Raw genomic sequence first — 17,499 nt, 5'->3', positions numbered from 1 at the left:
TCATGAACTAAGGCTCATATCCTTATTTGTCTTGACCGATCTGCGCAGCTTTACATACAGCAGTGTGAAGCCGACTATTCCGGCAGCTGCCAGTATGCAGCCTAGCGAGCCGAATAAGCGGAACGCACCGAAGTTTTGCCCGGTTCCCTCAATTCTTCTCATCGAAATAAGTATGGTACGATGCACCCATATGATTCTCTGGTCCGATTAGAAAGCCGTGGTCTGCCGCATAAGCAGCAAATTGCTGGTAACTAGCGATAGCGGTATTTGACTGTTTCCAAATAACCCAATACATCCATCTTCCCTTCCAAATACATGTTATTGAATGAATAGCCTCCGATTGATATGTTCATCGATTAATCCTCCAATTGGCGAATAGATTTGTAGACATTCCCATTATAAACCTCGTGTAAAAGAGGCATGGTGCACTTTCTTCTTAATTAGGGGGAATATCTACTTTAATCGCAGCGCGTCCAACTCTAGTACTCTATGCCTACTACTATTTACAAATTCCATACAATTTCTAAATAGTGGGATGATAAATCGTTGTTATGATCAGATAGAACTAGAATCAAAACATACGTACTGTAACGAACTAACGCCGCCTGGGAGGGATCAATCCAACTATACATACCGACCAGGGCTGTCGGAAATTCGATTTACAATAAAAAACCCCATTTGAGAAAGGTGACCCTATTCCATGCAAATGAAAAAAGCAATGGTAGTTTCGATGATCGCAGCAGCAATTAGCGCAACAGCAGTTACTCCGATTTTCGCACAAACAGCAGCAAGCAACCAAGCTGCACAAATCAGCCAAGCAGATTTCCTCGTAAATGCAAATCCGTTTTCCATTCGCACGGTTGTAGATGGCGGCGTTACACTAGCTTCGGTTCGTGACATCGTTAATGCTGTTGGCGCTACGCTTCACATTAACAGCGACCATTCTGTAGTTGTGAAATACGGCGAAAAAACATTGAAGCTGAAACTTGCTTCCAAATCAATCTGGATTAACGGTGTAGCGACTCCAATTGCACATCCAGCTAAAGAAGTAGCATACTCCACTTTCATTGAGCCGGCTGCATTCGTTCAAGCGCTTGGCGGTACACTAGAAGGTAACACGATTAACACGGTTAAACTGCTTGAAGGTGCTGAGCGTGCTGTGTGGGTTAACTCTTCATGGCTTATCGTATCCAATACAGCAGGTGAAGGCCGCGAAGATTTCTTGGTTGATGCTGCTACTGGAAAATATGAGCAATTGCTTAAATCCGAAGGCGCTTCAGATCTTGTTTTGTCTCCTGATGGCAAAAGCGTAGCTTACTCCGATGCGAATGGTATCGTGTTCACCATTGATTTGGCCACAAAGCAGCCGAAGCAAGTAAGCACGGACAATTCGATTAAAAATGAGCTGACATGGTCGAAGGACGGCACCTCCCTCTTCTTCCTGCAAGGCGACAAAAGCTCTGTTATTGCGAAGATCGCTCTAGTTGACGGCAAAGTATCCAAAGTTCTTGAGGATAAAGTTGATTACAAAGCAAACCTTGAAGTTTCTGCTGACGGAACACAATTTGCGTTCTACGTCTTCAAGCAACCTAAGGTAACGGCGGACAGCAAGGATGTTGATCTTGATAACGTAGATATCGATGCAACAGGCACTGAGCCGCAAATCTACTTCTATAACGCTGCAACTGCTAACAATAAACCTGTACAGCTAACTAAAGATACCGCTGATAAAGTATTCCTTGAGCTTTCTGCTGACGGCTCCAAAGTTAGCTACGTAAGCGTAAGCGCTGATGAGGCAAGCACTGGTCAGCTGGTTACTGTAGATAATGCAGGCAAAGCAAGCACGCCTCTGTTCGCTGACAAAGACGTATATCAACTGATTCAAGGCGGAAGCAATCTATATCTGCTTACTGCTGATGGAAACAGCACAAATGCGGTCTACGAGATCGATGGCGCAACAGGAACTAGCAAGCTTGTACAAACCGTTTCAGACACCGCATCGGAATTGATCGTTTCGGGCAACTCGGATATCGCAGCTCTTATTGATGGTCAACTCGCTGTATCAACGCAAGGCAAATGGAAAAACATCACAAACTAATTAATGGAGGTCTTTACTAATGAAATGGTTTAAACAATTAACAATCGCGGCGCTTATCGCCGTAATTGGATTCAGCTCAGTTCCAGCATCCACGCCTACTGCTACAGCAGCAAGCAAACTAAGCGGCAAAATCGTCATCAACGGCTCTTCCGCACTTCTTCCATTGACCCTTCAAGCAGCTAATGAATTCAAGAAGCTTAACCCTAAAGTTAAAATTTCCGCATCCGCTGCTGGTTCAATCACAGGACCACAAGCTGTACGCAAAGGCATTGCTAACATCGGTGCTGTAGACTGGGACGCTTCCAAGGATGTACCGGGCTTCAAAAAATTCGATGGCCAAGTCGCTCATAAAGTTGCTGTTATTCCTTTCGCAGCGGTAGTAAACAAAAACGTAACAGCAACAAAACTAACAACTAAAGATCTGCAAGGCATCTTCTCCGGCAAAATCAAAAACTGGAAAGAAGTTGGCGGCAAGGACGCTCAAATCATCGTCGTAAACCGTACGTTCGGATCCGGAACTCGCGTTAACTTCCAAGACAAGGCGCTTGACGGTACCGATTTCATGACTAAAGGCGACAACTACAAAGAAGTAAAAACAAGCGGCGACATGAAGTCCACAATTGAAACAACACCGAATGCTATTGGTTACATGGACCTTGCTTACGTTACAGACAAAATGACAGCAGTGACAATCAACGATGTTGAACCAACAGAAGCTAACGTTATCAACGGTAAATACAAGGTTTGGGGCTATGGCTACTACATGACTAAAGGCGAGCCTACTGGCGCAACAAAAGAATTCATCAAATACGTACAAAGCACGAAGTTCCAAAACGGTTCGCTGAAAAAGCTTAAATTCATTCCGATCTCGGCAATTAAATAGATTGGAATAAAGGGAGCGGCCGGCTTGCGCAAATAAGCGCCAAAGCCGGCCGTTCTTTCCTTCAAATGCATAAGCTATTACTTCTTAGCCCCGTACATATTTAACCGCGAAACGAGTGAAGCTGCCAATAGGCCGGCGACCATCGATTTCGCTTGGAGGAGCCTATATTATGTTGGAATCCACTCATACCGGCACTCAGCCGCGTATCAAAGCAGAGCTCGGCAAGGCGATTTTAGCTGGCAGCAGCAAGCCTTTTGACCGCAGATCACGCCTGTTCTTTACGAACCGTCTCTTTCGTTACCTTTGCATCGCCGCTGCAAGCTTTGTTTGCCTTATTCTCTTTCTGATCTTGCTGCTTATGTTCCGAACCGGCGTGCTGACTTTCGGTCAAATATCGTTTGCAGACTTCTTCTTCTCCACAGAATGGAATCCAGAGAACGAGCAATACGGTGCACTTATCTTCATCTTCGGCACCTTTGCTTTGACTGCACTGACGCTTCTCATCTGTGTGCCGATCTCGCTAGTCATTGCCGTGTTCTTGTCCGTATTCGTACCGCCTTGGCTGAAAAACATGCTGCGTCCGGTGCTTGACCTGCTCGTCGGCATCCCTTCTGTCGTTTACGGCTATCTGGGCTTGACCGTACTTATTCCTTTAATTCGAACCGTGACCGGCAGCGGCATGGGCGATGGCCTGCTCGCAGCTGCGCTTGTGCTTACAATTATGGTTCTGCCTACCGTAAGCCGCATTAGCGATGATGCGATTAGCGCGGTCCCTGCCAAGTTCAGCGATGCTTCCTATGCACTTGGCGCTACTCGGTTCCAAACGGTATGGAGAGTCCTGATTCCTTCTGCCAAAAGCGGTATTATGTACGCCGTCATTCTCGGCATGGCCCGTGCAATCGGCGAGACGATGGCCGTCGTAATGGTTATCGGCAATACGCCGCAGCTAGCCGACAGCCTGCTCAAACCGACCTCTGTCCTTACGAGTAATATCGTTATGCAAATTTCAAATGTACCTTTTGACTCGACGTGGAACTACGCTCTTTATTTGATGGGCTTCCTGCTCCTCGTTATCTCATTGCTTATGATCGTAGCCATTCGCTGGCTTCAAAGAAAGGGGTCGCAAGCATGAAGCAAGCCATAGACATGAACCCTTTAACGAATCCCTTCAGCGGCAAAAAAGGACTTAATCGGATAAAAGACCGCTTATTCACAGGCATCGTTTGGTCGCTTGGCGTACTTATTATCGCGTTTATTTTCGGGCTCCTTTATCTCATTTTGCAGGATGGACTCCCGAAGCTCACTTGGGACTTTCTCTTTGGCTTGCCAAGTGAAATTGATGAGGGCGGCGGCATAGGCCCAACCCTTCTGAATTCCTTCTACATCCTGTTCATTTCCTTGCTTATTTCGATTCCACTCGGAATGGCTGCAGGCATCTATTTGGCTGAATTCGCACCTGACAACAAGCTGATCGGCTTCGTGCGCATTTGCGTAGAAGGTCTCGCTTCGGTACCTTCCATCATATTCGGCTTGTTCGGTATCGCCTTGTTCGTTGAATATTTCGAGATCGGCTTGACCATTCTGGGCGGCGCAGTGAGCCTTGCCTTTCTTAATCTGCCAGTTCTAACTCGCGTAACCGAGGAATCGATCCGTTCGGTACCGAAGGAGCTGAAGAGCGCATCGTTCGCGCTCGGCGGCACCCATCTGCAAACGATAACGCGCGCGCTTATCCCTGCTGCACTTAACGGCATCATAACGGGCATTTGCCTTGTTGCTGGCCGTGCTTTTGGCGAGAGTGCCGTCATCATTCTGACCGCAGGCGTAACGACATCCGGCGAAATGTGGGATTTCAGCCTCTTCTCGCCTGGTGCCACGCTCGCCGTTCACCTCTGGTATGTGCAATCGGAAGCCATCGTCAGCGATGCGCAGGAAATTGCCCAAAAAGCAGCAGCGGTGCTCGTGTTCGTCGTCCTGCTGATCAATTTAGTGTTCCGCATTCCGCTTTGGCTTAATTCCCGCCTCACAAAGCGCTCTTAATTAAGAACCATGCCTTCAGCATTTGCCTAATGGGCTGTTGCTGAAGGCTTTTTTTATGGAAATTTAATGTTATAAATGTTACCAAAAGATGCAAATTCAAGATATAATTATAAGGTAAACTCATTACGAAATGAATGGCGGTGCTCCATATTGTCCAAATTACCTAAGCTCATCATTCCAAAAACGAATCTTGAAAAATGGCATGACGGGCTGTCCATTTTCTTTTTGCTCTTCTCCTTCGTCTATTTAATCTTAAAATGGTCCGAGCTTCCGCAAACGATAGCGATACACTTCAATGGCAACGGCGAAGCTGATGGCTGGGGAAGCAAGGCCATCTTGTTCATCCTACCGATCATTGCCCTTCTCATCTTTATTGGCCTTGCTCTATTGCGCAAGGTGCCTCATCAGTTCAACTACATCGTTCCGATTACGGAACAAAATGCTCCTTATCAATACAAGAACTCGATCCATCTGCTAAGCTGGGTCAAGCTTGAAGTCGTGGCGATATTCGCCTATGTACAGTGGGCTGTTATTCAGGATGCTCTAGGTGTCACCTCTGGGATTGGCATTTGGCGCATTCCTATCGCATTCGTTATTTTGCTAGGAACAGTCATTTTTTATGTCATAAAATTAAGAAAATAACGTGCAAAAGCGTTCTACCATATTGTAGTTTCCATCTGGATAACTTTTTCTGATAGAATGGAGAACACAGGCTATCTATCGGAGGTTAAGATTTTGGACTATATTATACTCGATATTGAATTTAATGGACGTAAGTTTGCAAGCGAATTGCCCATGGAAGTTATTGAGATCGGTGCGGTTCGTTTAAATAGCTCGCTTGAGCAAACCGATGAATTTTCCGCTTTGATAAGACCGATTTATTTTTCCAAGCTGAACAGCTTTATTAAGAAGAAAACCGGAATTCCGCAGGAAGACATCGATATTGCAAGCCGTTTCCCGAAAGTAATCGGCGATTTCACTGCTTGGTTGAAAAAAAGCGACAGCTTCCTGCTGTTCACATGGGGCGGCGAGGATTTAAAACGAATTGTCTTCGACACAAGGATGCATAAGCTTGATGACAGCTTCTGGATGGCCGCCGAATATTTCGACCTGCTTAAGGGCTACATTCGCTATAAAAACGTGACGAACGATGTCAGCGTGGAGGCTGCTCTCGTCGATCTCGAAATAACGGCAGAAGGCTCTGCCCACCGGGCATTAGATGATGCACGAATGACAGCCGAGGTGTTCCGTAAAATTTTTGGCGAGCTGGATTTCAGGCTCAAGCAGCAGTTCAAGGATATGTACACGAATGCGAAGGAACGCAGAATGGTCAAAAATGCGATTCGATCGATGACCGCGCAAAAAATCGTGCCGCAATGGGAAGTTTTCGCTGAACGCTATCTTGCCGGAAAAGCCTCCTTCGAGGATGTAAGAAAGGTAGCGGAGCTGCAGCAATATTTTGACGCTGAGCTGGAGAAGGCCGCAAAGCCTTCAGCGGGACAAGCCGGATAGCTAATTAGCTTATCCCATGCGTTAATACGATCAAATATTATTAAATAAGCCCCTGCCCGTCAACAACAGCAGCATGCTGCTGCGAATGGGACGCTAGGGGTTTTTAAGTATGGGAGAATCTACAACAATGAACCGCAGTACCAAATCATTTGCTGCCTATGAGCTGCTTTATATCGTCGGTATTATCGCCATTTCGTTCTCTTCAATCTTCGTTCGCTGGTCTGATGCCGATGTAGCCGTTATCGCCATGTATAGGCTGTATTTAACCAACCTTATTATGCTCCCGCTCGTCTGGAAATATCGGGCTGAATTATTCCATCTCCGTGCAAGGCAGTGGCGGCTGTTAGCTGCCTCCGGCATAATGCTTGCGCTTCATTTTTTGCTTTGGATGGCGTCGCTGCGGCTAACGACTGTTGCTAGCTCTACTGTTATTTTGACGCTGGAGCCGGTTATGGTCATGCTTGGCTCTTATTGGCTGTTCCGCACGAAGGCAAATCGTATGATGCTGTGGGGCATGGGCATCGCGCTCATCGGCTCCGTCGTCATCGGATCTGGCGATCTCTCCCTCTCGAGAGAAGCGCTGCTCGGCGATGTCCTGTCCTTGCTAGGCGCTGCTGCAGTAGCCGTTCATATGCTGATCGGCAAGCAGCTGCGGAAGGATATGAGCGCATTTGCCTATAACTTTTGGGTATTCGCGCTTGCGGCAACGGCACTCGCCTTCTACAATATTGTACGAGGCAACTCCTTTACCGGCTACAGCCCGAAGGAATGGGGCATTTTCCTGCTGCTGGCGATCGTTCCGACGCTATTTGGCCATTATCTGTTCAACTGGCTGCTCAAGCATATGAGCGCTGCCGCAGTATCGATGTCCGTACTCGGCGAGCCTGTTATTGCTTCCCTCCTCGCGTGGGCGCTTTTGAAAGAAGCGTTAACGGGCTATCAGCTAGCAGCCGGCGCGTTAATTTTGTTCGGCGTGTGGCTTTTCATCCGTCATGGCAAGGAAGAATAATAATAAGAAAGCTAAGCCTTCAACTCCACTTACACACAGTGGTTTTGGAGGCTTTTTTCAATAGATAGTTGAGACTTTCTTGCCCTTAGCATAAGTTTTGTAAATTTAATGTTATCGCTGAATTTTCTAATAATTAAATTAGAACCATAGAACTAATTCGTGAAGGATTTTGTCTGATCATGTCTAATTATGTTATAAGAAATGTAATCATGAACATTTTTTACAGAAAAAAAATTTCAAGAACCATGGAGGGCTTCATGAAAAGCATTCGTTCGAAGACATTAATAACAATCTTGCCACTGGTTCTGTTAACCCTCATTGCTGTGTCTGTGATGTCCTATTACTATTCGAATACCATGTTCCTCAAAGAGACCGAGAGAACGATGACTGAACAGATTGACGGAACGATCAATCGACTCGATACCCGGTTTATTGCCCACAGCAAGACAGCAGAAATTTTCGCTAGAACCCTTGAGCGGTATGCTTCCGAATTCCCGCTTGAGCAATATGAGCAAATGATCGGGAACGCGCTTCAATCGAATGACGATACGTTCGGCATGGGCATTTACTTTGAACCGAACCAATTTGAGCAAGGAAAAAAATATGCATCTACATACGGATACAAGGATCAAGACAAGATCATATTCACTCAGGAATACAGCGATCCGAAATACGATTATTTGAATCAGGATTGGTACAAAACAGGCGTTAACGCAGCCGAAAGCGTTGCATATACGAATCCGTATTATGACCCTGGCACCGATGTGACGATGTCTACGACTGCCGTTCCCGCCTATAATACGAATAAGCAATTGCTAGGCGTAGTAACTGCCGATATCGATCTTGTCACAATTCGAGATATCGTAAACAATACGAAGGTCGGAAATACGGGTTGGGCCATCTTGTTGGATAGGCAAAATCAATACATAGCAGGCCCGGACCCGGATAAAATTATGAAGATGAACGTCAGCCAGGACCCCAACTCATCATTCGCTTCATTGTCCGATGCTCTGCTCAGCAACGCTTCCGGACTAGCGTCTTATTCTGACGACAAGGGACTGAATCATGTCTACTACAAGAAAATTCCCCAATTGGAATGGACCTTGATGCTCATCATGCCAGATCAGGAGCTAAAGCAGCCTTTGTTGAAGATGATGAAAATACTATTAATCGTGAGCCTGATTGGGATTGCGATTATTACCGTAACGATTTTGCTGTACAGTCAATTTATCGCAAATAATCTCAAGAAAGTGAACAATTTGTCTTTAACATTAGCCGGAGGGGACTTCACGCAATCATTGAAAATTCGAGGTAAAGATGAATTTGGGCAAATGGCATCCCAGTTTAATCAGATGATTTTACACATTAAATCCATGTTGAATGAAGTTTCGGGCCACTCCCTGCATGTTGCCTCCACCTCCGAGCAGCTTATGGCGAGCGCCGATCAGACAAGCAAGGCAACCGAGATGATAACCGAGTCAATGCAGGTCGTTGCCGCCGGCTCCGAGGCTCAGGTGCAAAGCTCCGATGAAACGGCCAGAGCGATGGAGGAAATGGCCATCGGCATTCAGAGAATTGCTGAATCGGCATCAGCGGTGTCCGAATCCTCCGTTATTGTGTCCAGCAAGACGTTTGAAGGCAACGAAATCATACAAAAGACAGTGCAACAAATGCTGTCCATTCGTAATTCCGTCGATCAATCGGCCCATATCATGGACACGCTTGATGAACAATCGCAGGAAATCGGCAAAATTATCGATGTGATCAGCAGCATCAGCACGCAGACGAATCTATTGGCGCTCAATGCGGCGATCGAGGCGGCACGGGCTGGCGAGCATGGACGCGGGTTTGCCGTTGTAGCCGGCGAAGTCAGGAAGCTGGCTGAACAGACGCTTAGAGCGGCCGAACAGATATCCACGCTAATCAAGTCGATCCAGTCTGAGACACAGCGTGCAGTAACCTCCATCCATCAAGGGAATAAGGAAGTGCATGAAGGCACCAAAGCCGTTGAGCTAACAGGCGAGATCTTCCATGACATCATGACGCAAATGGAGCAGGTTTCGGATCAAGTGCAAGAGGTATCGGCTGCTTCCGAGCAAATGTCAGCTTGCAGCGAGCAAGTTACAGCAACGGTCGTACAGCTCGCCTTCATAGCAAGGGAAGCAGCTGACAATACGCAAAGCGTAGCTTCCGCCTCCGAGGAACAGCTGGCTTCGATGGAGGAAGTCACTTCCTCCGCAGAGTCGCTCAGCATGTTGGCGCAGGAATTGCATGGTTTGATCGGAAAATTCAAGATATAAGAAAAAATAATACATTACTGCAAATACAAGCTCATTCTATCCAGGTCGGGTAAAAACGTAATGGTCTACGTTTTTTTGCCCGACCTTTCTCTTTTTTTGAATACGTTTGTTTCGTTAAAAGAATACAATCTCCAATAAATAATTAAGAGAAAATATATCGAAAATGGAAGGATTTTGTCTATTTTTGTCTAATACTATTTTATGTAAATGAAATCCAAAAGGTTTCCTTCAATACAGGTATACAAATAAATGGAGGTTATTATGAAAAGCATTCGAACAAAAACGTTAGTCATCATTTTGCCGTTGGTTCTATTAACGCTTATTGCTGTGTCGACCCTCTCTTATTTCTATTCGAATAAGATGATTCTCGAGCAGATCGAGAGCACGATGACTGAGCAGTTAAACGGAACGATCGATCGGCTCAATAACCGGTTTATTGCCCATACCAAAACGGCAGAGGTTTTAACTAGAACCTTTGAAACCTACGCTTCCGACTTCTCGCTTGATCAGTACAATCAAATGCTGGGAGGCGTGCTTCAATCAAACGACGACACATCCGGCATGGGCATTTTCTTCGAGCCGAACCAGTTCGAGCAAGGGAAGAAATATGCTTCTACTTACGGATACAAAGATCAGGGCAAGCTTGTGTATACGCAGGAATACAGTAATCCGGAATTCGATTATCTGAATCAGGAATGGTACAAAACAGGCATTAACGCAGCCGCAAGCACCGCATATTCAAGTGCGTATTATGACGAAATCATCGGAGTTACAATGACAACGGTAGCCGTTCCCGCTTATGACGTGAACAAGCAATTGCTAGCCATAGTAACTGCTGATTTCAACTTGAGCACGATCCAAGACATTGTAAACCAGACGAAGGTTGGAAATACCGGGTGGGCCATTTTGCTCGATAAGCAAAATCAGTACATAGCAGGTCCAGAGCCGGATAAAATTATGAAGATGAACGTCAGTCAGGATCCCAATACATCATTCGCTTCATTGTCCGATACTCTGCTCGGCAACGCATACGGGCAAGCGACTTATTCCGACGACAAGGGAATGAATCATGTCTACTATAAGAAAATTCCGCAATTGGAATGGACCTTGCTGCTCATCATCCCGGATCAGGAGTTTAAGGAACCGATATCCAAAATGATGAGGATACTGTTGATCGTCAGCCTCATTGGCATCGGCATTATTACCGCAACGATTTGGTTGTATAGTAGATTTATTTCGGTGAATATCCAAAAGGTGAACAAGTTGTCCTTCACACTTGCAGAAGGAGACTTCACGCAAACCCTATCTCTCCAAAGCAAAGACGAATTCGGACAAATGACGAACCAGTTCAATCAGATGATTGGGCGAATCCAATCGATGCTTCTTGAAGTATCAGGCCACTCCCTTCATGTCGCCTCCACCTCTGAACAGCTGATGGCGAGTGCAGATCAGACAAGCAAGGCTACCGAGATGATTGCCGAATCGATGCAGGTCGTTGCCGAAGGCTCCGAGACACAGGTGCAAAGCGCCGATGAGACGGCAAGAGCGATGGAGGAAATGGCCATCGGCATTCAGAGAATTGCAGAGTCGGCATCAGCGGTGTCCGAGTCTTCGATTCAAGTATCCAGCAAGACGCTTGAAGGCAATGAAATCATCCAAAAGACGGTTCAACAAATGCTGTCCATTCGCGATTCCGTCGATCAATCCGCCCGTATTATGGACACGCTGGACGAGCAGTCGCAGGAAATCGGCAAAATTATCGATGTCATCAGCAGCATCAGCACGCAGACGAATCTGCTGGCGCTTAATGCGGCGATCGAGGCGGCACGGGCTGGCGAGCATGGACGCGGGTTTGCCGTCGTTGCCGGGGAAGTCAGAAAGCTGGCTGAACAGACGCTCAGGGCAGCCGAACAGGTATCCACGCTAATCAAGTCGATCCAGTCTGAGACCCAACGCGCAGTAACTTCGATTCATCAGGGAAATAAAGAAGTACATGAAGGTACCAAAGCCGTTCAGCTAACAGGTGAAATCTTCCAAAATATTATGACGCAAATGGAGCAGGTTTCGGATCAAGTACAAGAGGTATCAGCTGCTTCCGAGCAAATGTCAGCTTCCAGCGAGCAAGTAACAGCTACTGTTGTTCAGCTAGCCTTCATTGCAAGGGAAGCAGCTGACAACACGCAAAACGTAGCTTCTGCTTCCGAAGAACAGCTGGCATCAATGGAGGAAGTCACTTCCTCCGCGGAGTCGCTCAGCATGCTGGCGCAAGAATTGCATGCTTTGATCGGGAGATTTAAGATATAAATGATTAAAAAGGGGATGCTGCAAGCCTGCGCAGCATCCCCTCTCTCGTTTGTTATCCATTAGATTTCATAGCTGGCCAATCGATTCAAAAATTGAATAGCGCGTGCGCTCTGTGGATTTTCCAAAACATTCTCCGGCGGCCCTTCTTCAATAATAACTCCGCCATCCATGAGAATGACGCGATCCGCTACATCCGCTGCGAACTTCATCTCGTGCGTGACGATGACCATCGTCATCCCGTCCGCAGCTAGCTGCTTAATAACCTTGAGCACCTCGCCAACCAATTCGGGATCAAGCGCTGATGTCGGCTCATCGAACAGCAGCACCTCCGGATCAACAGCCATTGCTCTGGCAATAGCAATCCGCTGTTGTTGTCCCCCTGACAATTGATGCGGGTAAAATTCAGCCTTATCGGCTAAGCCGACCTTAGCCAGCAGCTCTGCGGCGCGTTGCCGAGAGTCTGACTTGCTCTTCTTCTGCACTGTCACTTGCGCTTCCATAATATTCTCAATAGCTGTCTTATGTGGAAAAAGGTTAAACGACTGGAACACCATACCCGTTTGCTTGCGCAGGGCTACGACTTCCTTCTCCCGAACTTTCTTGCCCGCCTCAAAATTCAACGTCTGCTTACCGACCGTTAATATGCCTCGATCAGGCACTTCTAGAAAATTGAAGCATCGAAGCAGCGTCGTCTTGCCCGAACCGGAGGGCCCTATTATTGCGAGCACTTTGCCCCGCTCCAACGTCAAATCAATTCCCTTCAGAACTTCCAAAGAGCCGAAGGATTTATGCAAATTGCGTATTTCAATCATCTATTTCCTCTCCCTTAGCTTGCGGAATACCGTGCCAATCGTTTCTCGGTAACATCCTGCAGCCACGACAGTACAGAGCAGAACAAGAGATAGATGGCCCCTGCCGCGCTATAAATAATAAGAGGCTCATACTTTGCTGCAGAAATGTTTTGCGCAACACGGAACATCTCCACATAAGTAATGGTAGCTGCGAGAGATGTATCCTTTACCAGGCTTATGAACGAGCTGCCAAGCGGCGGAATCGACACGCGAGCCGCCTGCGGTAATATGACCCGCCGAAGCGCCTGCCACCTTGTCATCCCTAGTGAATATGCGGCTTCCCATTGGCCTTTCTGGATTGACTGAATTGCCGCACGCACAATCTCGGAGCCGTAGGCGCCTACACTGAGCGAGAAGCCGATGACAGCTGCAATAAACGGATCTAATATAATTCCAACGTAAGGAAGACCGTAGAAAATAATAAACAATTGGACAAGCAGCGGTGTTCCGCGAATGATCCATACATAGAAGCGTGCAACAAGCCGCAGTATTCTTATGGTGGATAGTCTTGCAAGAGCAGTAGCAACAGCTAAAATGAGACCAAGAGTAAATGAAACTAATGCTAGCGGAATCGTAAAAAGGACCCCTGCTTTAAGCAGGGGCAGCAGTGAATCTATAAGAATCTCTATTTGACGATCATTCATATGATAAACATCCTTTACGCCTGTGGGCTGTTAGTCAGCAAGGCACCATTCATTATTTAGAGACGTCTGCTCCAAAATATTTCTCGGAGATTTTCAGGTAAGTGCCATCGCTCTTAATCTCAGCAAGCGCACCGTTTACCGCTTCAATTAACGCTTCGTTTCCTTTTCTGAAAAGAGCGGCGTTCTTGGCTGCATCCGGTGCTTCAGCAACGATTTTAAGCGGCAGGTCAGGCTTTTGTTTCTTTAAATCCAAGAAGGATAGTCCGTCATTTACGGTAGCATCGATACGCCCCGATGCAAGCAGATCAATCGCTTGGTTGAAACCGTCCGTCGTTACAATCTCTGCCCCATTCTCGCGTGCAATATCAGCGAGGTTGCTCGTTAACGATTGTCCCGCTTTCTTGCCTTTCAGGTCTGCGAACGTTTTAATATCCGTATTATTTTCAGAAACAATCAAAACTGCTTTGGAAACGATATAATCATCCGAGAAATCATACTTCTCTTTCCGTTCATCCGTAATGCCCACTTGGTTGAAAATAGTATCAAAGCGCTTAGCATCAAGGCCTGCAATAATGGAATCCCACGAAGTCTCAATAAATTCAGCCTTTAAGCCAAGCCGCTTAGTAACCTCTTCTGCAATCTCAACATCGAAGCCGGTGAGTTTGCCTGACTCGTCATGAAATGTAAATGGCGCATATGTGCCCTCTGTACCAATGCGGAGCTTGCCGCTCGCTTTAATCGCATCCCAAGCCGCTTGCCCCGGTGCTGCCTCTGCCGAATTCGAAGTCTCCGCAGTAGGGCTTACCTCTGGCTCCTGTGTGCCTCCATTGCTATTGTCTTTCTTGGCGCCGCAAGCTGCTAGCAGCAATACGGTTAGTGCTATCAATAATGTTAGTGTGCTTATTCTCTTCATATTATTACCCCTCACTATTCTTTCTTTGTAATTTATGGAATGGTCGACTACATGGATTTTATAACGCTGGTGGTGTTGTGTCAATCTTTTTTCCGATAATTCTCATAGGAATTATATAATTTAAGTTTTTTGTCTCAAATTTTTATAAATAAGGCACTCTCATAATTACCTATATGGTTCTTCTTTATGCATTGATGAACCGTGCGTTATCCTTGCCATGGCGCAGCATGCTTCACCGCTTGACTATTTCACTCGAGTATTGGCGCGCGCAAATTAATTTTCGGAAAATAGTAGTGTGGTAATGTGCGCACTTTGGGGATTAATTACTGGCGGGTGGGGAGGCTTCATTTGTAGTGCGGTAATGATGTATACTTGTACTTATGTATCACTCTCAGGTGGTCAATAATTTTGAGTCGGTAGGTAATCTATTTCATTCAGTTACATACTCTAATATTTCTGATTTAAAACCTATCATAGGAGGTCTGTTTGTTGTGAAACTTTGGAGATTCTTCCTCTTGGTCGGTATTCCACTTGCGGTAATCTTTGGAATAGGCGGATTAATCAAAAATGGTCTTCCTGAATACTACAAATATATTGGGGCATTAGGATTAGTTTTTATAATCATTTCTTTTATAATTAAGCGTCGTTAGAGCACTCTCGAATTAGATTTAACTATTTAATAAAGGGGCTGTCCCAAAAGTGTTCGCACGGAATGGGAACATCCCCATGCTGCTCGTTTACTTGTTCCTAACCTATGAAACCCAAGCTCCCGCTTCATTTTGGAGTGTACAAGCCGATTCTGATGCCTATCTGCAACGTAGCCCTTCATCCGGAGCGTCATGTTAGGTTTCTGCTGCCGTTTACAATCCCGCTTTATTTTTTGCTGCTCCGCATCCCTTTCAGCACGGTCACATTGTCGCGTCCGCCTTCAGCAAACTGATGGTATTCAGCCGATTCCTTAGGCACGAGTGCCAGCTTGCCCGCTTCATTAAAATGGATGCCCCAGCCATATTTCTTCGGCAGCATAGAAGCCCTTAAACAAGCCATCGGCTTCGAGAAAAACTCATCCCAAATCTCCGTCCCTCTTGTTTCGAGCTCCTCTGCAAGTCCCTTATGCCGAATATGTACTTCGTATAACAGCTCTTCCTGCGTATATCTGTAAGGCTGATTGGCTGCCAGCTCATATTCGAGGCTCGGCTTCGTCCGTCCGCTCTTCTTGTCAGGCGGCACTGTGCCGATCTCCACCGGACAGTCTGTTGACACCGTAATAAAGGTATTATAGTAGTTCAAGTCCATGACCCGTATCCTCCTAAACCTTGAATAAGGCTATTATATCGATATTCAACTTCCATGACTATACACTCTCATTTATGTCCAATTGTCCAGCGTTTCATTTCAGGCCTAACTTTCCTCCCTATGCTGGCAAAATAAAATGAATCAAGAGGCTGATGAAATAGTCTTGTTTTTATCGGCGCACTTAAGGCAGGAAGTTAGTTTTATGCAAGCTTCACTTAGTTTCGTGTATGTAGCAATTGCGCGGCATCTCCTATATTCGGTGTATAAAAACTTCTTAGGAGGATATCGAACACATGAAGCAATCACCGCTGTTACTGACGGATGAGCAAATGAGAAAGTTTATTACGGAAGGATTTCTGATCTTAAAAACAATCGGTTACCGTTAATATGACTGGCAGCTCAAGCACTTGAAAAAGATTGAAATTGCCCAGCTTCGCCGTAAAATGGCACCAATATTTGCCGAAAGTATTCGTATTGATCGTGCCATAGGATTGGGTCACATCCGCTGGCAGCAAGCATAGATCGCCGGCCTTCGGATAATAGATGCGGTCCCCAACCTTTATGTACCCTTCGCCCTCTTGAATATAATAGAGCTTATTCACGTCAGGCGTGTAATTGTCGTCATTCCACGAGAGCGGTACTTTCGTATACTCAACAACAGCCACATGCAATTGCAAACCGGTCAAATACGACTTCCAAAATGTTCTCAAGCTAGCAGCGTCCACTGCAACTCCCGCCTTCCAAGCCCACATATGTCCGCTTATATTAGTTGGAATCATTACTTGGCTTTTAAACTAAAGCGTCATTAGCTACTTCAATAAATAGCGTCGCAGTGCGGAAATAAGCAGATCATGATCTTCCTGATCAGGCAAGCCGGAAACGGTAATCGTACCGATCTGCCCCTCACCCTCAACGATAAGCGGGAATGCCCCTCCTGCTCCCACGTAATCAGCAAGCGGAAGCCCATGCTTCTCCTCCATCGTCGTTCCCTCATTGCGAAGCCTGCAGGCCACATGCCAAGAGCTTGTGCCAAAATGTTTTACTGCATTATTTTTGCGGCGAATCCAGTCCTCGTTCTCAGCCGTTGTTCCTTCCATGGCATGCAGAAATAATCGCTGGCCCGACCGGGAAATATCAACCGTGATGCGCTTGCCGCTCCGCCGCGCCTCCTCTACGATCTCCAAACCTAACGCCAATGCTGTATCATTCGAAAATGTCTCAAAGCGAAGCTCCTGCTCTTCCTGTTCCATCAGCAGCAAGCGTTGATTTATATTCAGCATCATTTGCCTTAGCTCCCCTTTGCACTTCCATAGTAAAAGATGAATGCATCACTCTAGCCCTATCTTATCTCTTATTCTTTTGCTTGCCAACAGAAGCCTTGCACACCAAAAAAGAGGCAAGCATCACGCTGCCCCTTCATTCCTTTTAGCCCCATCAAGCTTACGCTTGCGCCTGTCCGAGCTTTACCCGCTGCGCTACATTTACGGCCTGTTTCGCATGGTATTCAACCGCGCTTTATAAAGTGTTCTATTTAACCTGAATTACGAAAGCCCAATATAATAAGCACAGGCGGCTACACAATTAGGGAAAACTATCCATTTATAGGATGAGTATTTAGTGATAAGTTGTTTGACGGTGAAATGCAGCTAGAA

17 protein-coding genes and 1 pseudogene are annotated in these 17,499 nt (G+C 46.3%); 10 read left to right on the top strand and 8 right to left on the bottom strand.

Annotated elements, in window-relative coordinates; genetic code table 11:
• Complete coding sequence (locus AC1TPC_RS19640) at positions 1 to 186, bottom strand: hypothetical protein (protein ID WP_482068493.1); 186 nt, start codon at positions 184 to 186, stop codon at positions 1 to 3.
• A 68-nt stretch (positions 187 to 254) separates the two neighbouring features.
• Positions 255 to 353, bottom strand: a pseudogene (locus AC1TPC_RS19635) (sugar phosphate isomerase/epimerase family protein); the annotation flags it as partial.
• Positions 354 to 700: 347 nt separating this feature from the next.
• Between AC1TPC_RS19635 and AC1TPC_RS19630 the strand changes: the two are divergent.
• The 9 genes from AC1TPC_RS19630 (at position 701) to AC1TPC_RS19590 (ending at position 12,143) form a co-directional block, all read left to right on the top strand.
• Complete coding sequence (locus AC1TPC_RS19630; protein ID WP_482068492.1) at positions 701 to 2,098, top strand: stalk domain-containing protein; 1,398 nt, start codon at positions 701 to 703, stop codon at positions 2,096 to 2,098.
• Between the two features lie 19 nt (positions 2,099 to 2,117).
• On the top strand, positions 2,118 to 2,981 hold the full coding sequence (locus AC1TPC_RS19625; RefSeq protein ID WP_482068491.1) for a phosphate ABC transporter substrate-binding protein: 864 nt from the start codon (positions 2,118 to 2,120) through the stop codon (positions 2,979 to 2,981).
• A 169-nt stretch (positions 2,982 to 3,150) separates the two neighbouring features.
• Positions 3,151 to 4,113, top strand: a complete 963-nt coding sequence (gene pstC, locus AC1TPC_RS19620; RefSeq protein WP_482068490.1) for a phosphate ABC transporter permease subunit PstC — start codon at positions 3,151 to 3,153, stop codon at positions 4,111 to 4,113.
• A 14-nt stretch (positions 4,114 to 4,127) separates the two neighbouring features.
• A complete protein-coding gene (gene pstA / locus AC1TPC_RS19615) occupies positions 4,128 to 5,018 on the top strand; it encodes a phosphate ABC transporter permease PstA (RefSeq protein WP_482068564.1) in 891 nt (296 codons plus the stop codon).
• 150 nt (positions 5,019 to 5,168) lie between these two features.
• On the top strand, positions 5,169 to 5,660 hold the full coding sequence (locus AC1TPC_RS19610) for a DUF1648 domain-containing protein (protein WP_482068489.1): 492 nt from the start codon (positions 5,169 to 5,171) through the stop codon (positions 5,658 to 5,660).
• 93 nt (positions 5,661 to 5,753) lie between these two features.
• Positions 5,754 to 6,530 (top strand): 3'-5' exonuclease, encoded by a 777-nt coding sequence (locus tag AC1TPC_RS19605; protein ID WP_482068488.1) that lies wholly within the window; start codon positions 5,754 to 5,756, stop codon positions 6,528 to 6,530.
• 127 nt (positions 6,531 to 6,657) lie between these two features.
• On the top strand, positions 6,658 to 7,539 hold the full coding sequence (locus AC1TPC_RS19600; RefSeq protein ID WP_482068487.1) for a DMT family transporter: 882 nt from the start codon (positions 6,658 to 6,660) through the stop codon (positions 7,537 to 7,539).
• A gap of 257 nt (positions 7,540 to 7,796) precedes the next feature.
• Positions 7,797 to 9,839 (top strand): methyl-accepting chemotaxis protein, encoded by a 2,043-nt coding sequence (locus AC1TPC_RS19595; RefSeq protein ID WP_482068486.1) that lies wholly within the window; start codon positions 7,797 to 7,799, stop codon positions 9,837 to 9,839.
• A gap of 261 nt (positions 9,840 to 10,100) precedes the next feature.
• Entirely contained in the window at positions 10,101 to 12,143 is a 2,043-nt protein-coding gene (locus AC1TPC_RS19590; protein WP_482068485.1) for a methyl-accepting chemotaxis protein, read from the top strand.
• 59 nt (positions 12,144 to 12,202) lie between these two features.
• Here the strand turns inward: AC1TPC_RS19590 and AC1TPC_RS19585 are convergent, their stop codons facing one another.
• Genes AC1TPC_RS19585 through AC1TPC_RS19575 form a run of 3 tightly spaced genes read right to left on the bottom strand, consistent with a single transcriptional unit; the run spans position 12,203 to position 14,551 of the window.
• Positions 12,203 to 12,955, bottom strand: coding sequence for an amino acid ABC transporter ATP-binding protein (locus AC1TPC_RS19585; RefSeq protein ID WP_482068484.1), 753 nt, complete (start codon positions 12,953 to 12,955; stop codon positions 12,203 to 12,205).
• A 14-nt stretch (positions 12,956 to 12,969) separates the two neighbouring features.
• Complete coding sequence (locus AC1TPC_RS19580; RefSeq protein ID WP_482068483.1) at positions 12,970 to 13,638, bottom strand: amino acid ABC transporter permease; 669 nt, start codon at positions 13,636 to 13,638, stop codon at positions 12,970 to 12,972.
• A 52-nt stretch (positions 13,639 to 13,690) separates the two neighbouring features.
• Positions 13,691 to 14,551 (bottom strand): amino acid ABC transporter substrate-binding protein, encoded by an 861-nt coding sequence (locus AC1TPC_RS19575; protein ID WP_482068482.1) that lies wholly within the window; start codon positions 14,549 to 14,551, stop codon positions 13,691 to 13,693.
• A 491-nt stretch (positions 14,552 to 15,042) separates the two neighbouring features.
• On the opposite strand from AC1TPC_RS19575, the gene AC1TPC_RS19570 reads away from it, so the two are divergent.
• Positions 15,043 to 15,201 carry a hypothetical protein gene (locus AC1TPC_RS19570; protein ID WP_482068481.1) on the top strand — a complete coding sequence of 53 codons (159 nt, stop codon included), beginning with the start codon at positions 15,043 to 15,045 and terminating at the stop codon, positions 15,199 to 15,201.
• 223 nt (positions 15,202 to 15,424) lie between these two features.
• On the opposite strand, the gene AC1TPC_RS19565 is transcribed toward AC1TPC_RS19570, so the two are convergent.
• The 3 genes from AC1TPC_RS19565 to AC1TPC_RS19555 form a co-directional block, all read right to left on the bottom strand.
• Positions 15,425 to 15,847, bottom strand: coding sequence for a DUF6157 family protein (locus tag AC1TPC_RS19565; RefSeq protein ID WP_482068480.1), 423 nt, complete (start codon positions 15,845 to 15,847; stop codon positions 15,425 to 15,427).
• Positions 15,848 to 16,209: 362 nt separating this feature from the next.
• A complete protein-coding gene (locus AC1TPC_RS19560; RefSeq protein WP_482068479.1) occupies positions 16,210 to 16,557 on the bottom strand; it encodes an AraC family ligand binding domain-containing protein in 348 nt (115 codons plus the stop codon).
• A gap of 99 nt (positions 16,558 to 16,656) precedes the next feature.
• Positions 16,657 to 17,130, bottom strand: coding sequence for a heme-degrading domain-containing protein (locus tag AC1TPC_RS19555; RefSeq protein ID WP_482068478.1), 474 nt, complete (start codon positions 17,128 to 17,130; stop codon positions 16,657 to 16,659).
• Positions 17,131 to 17,499: the final 369 nt, after the last annotated feature.

The organism is Paenibacillus sp. Y280, assembly GCF_056786335.1.
Note: the sequence above shows the minus strand (reverse complement) of the source record. Positions and strands in the feature narration are given on the sequence as shown.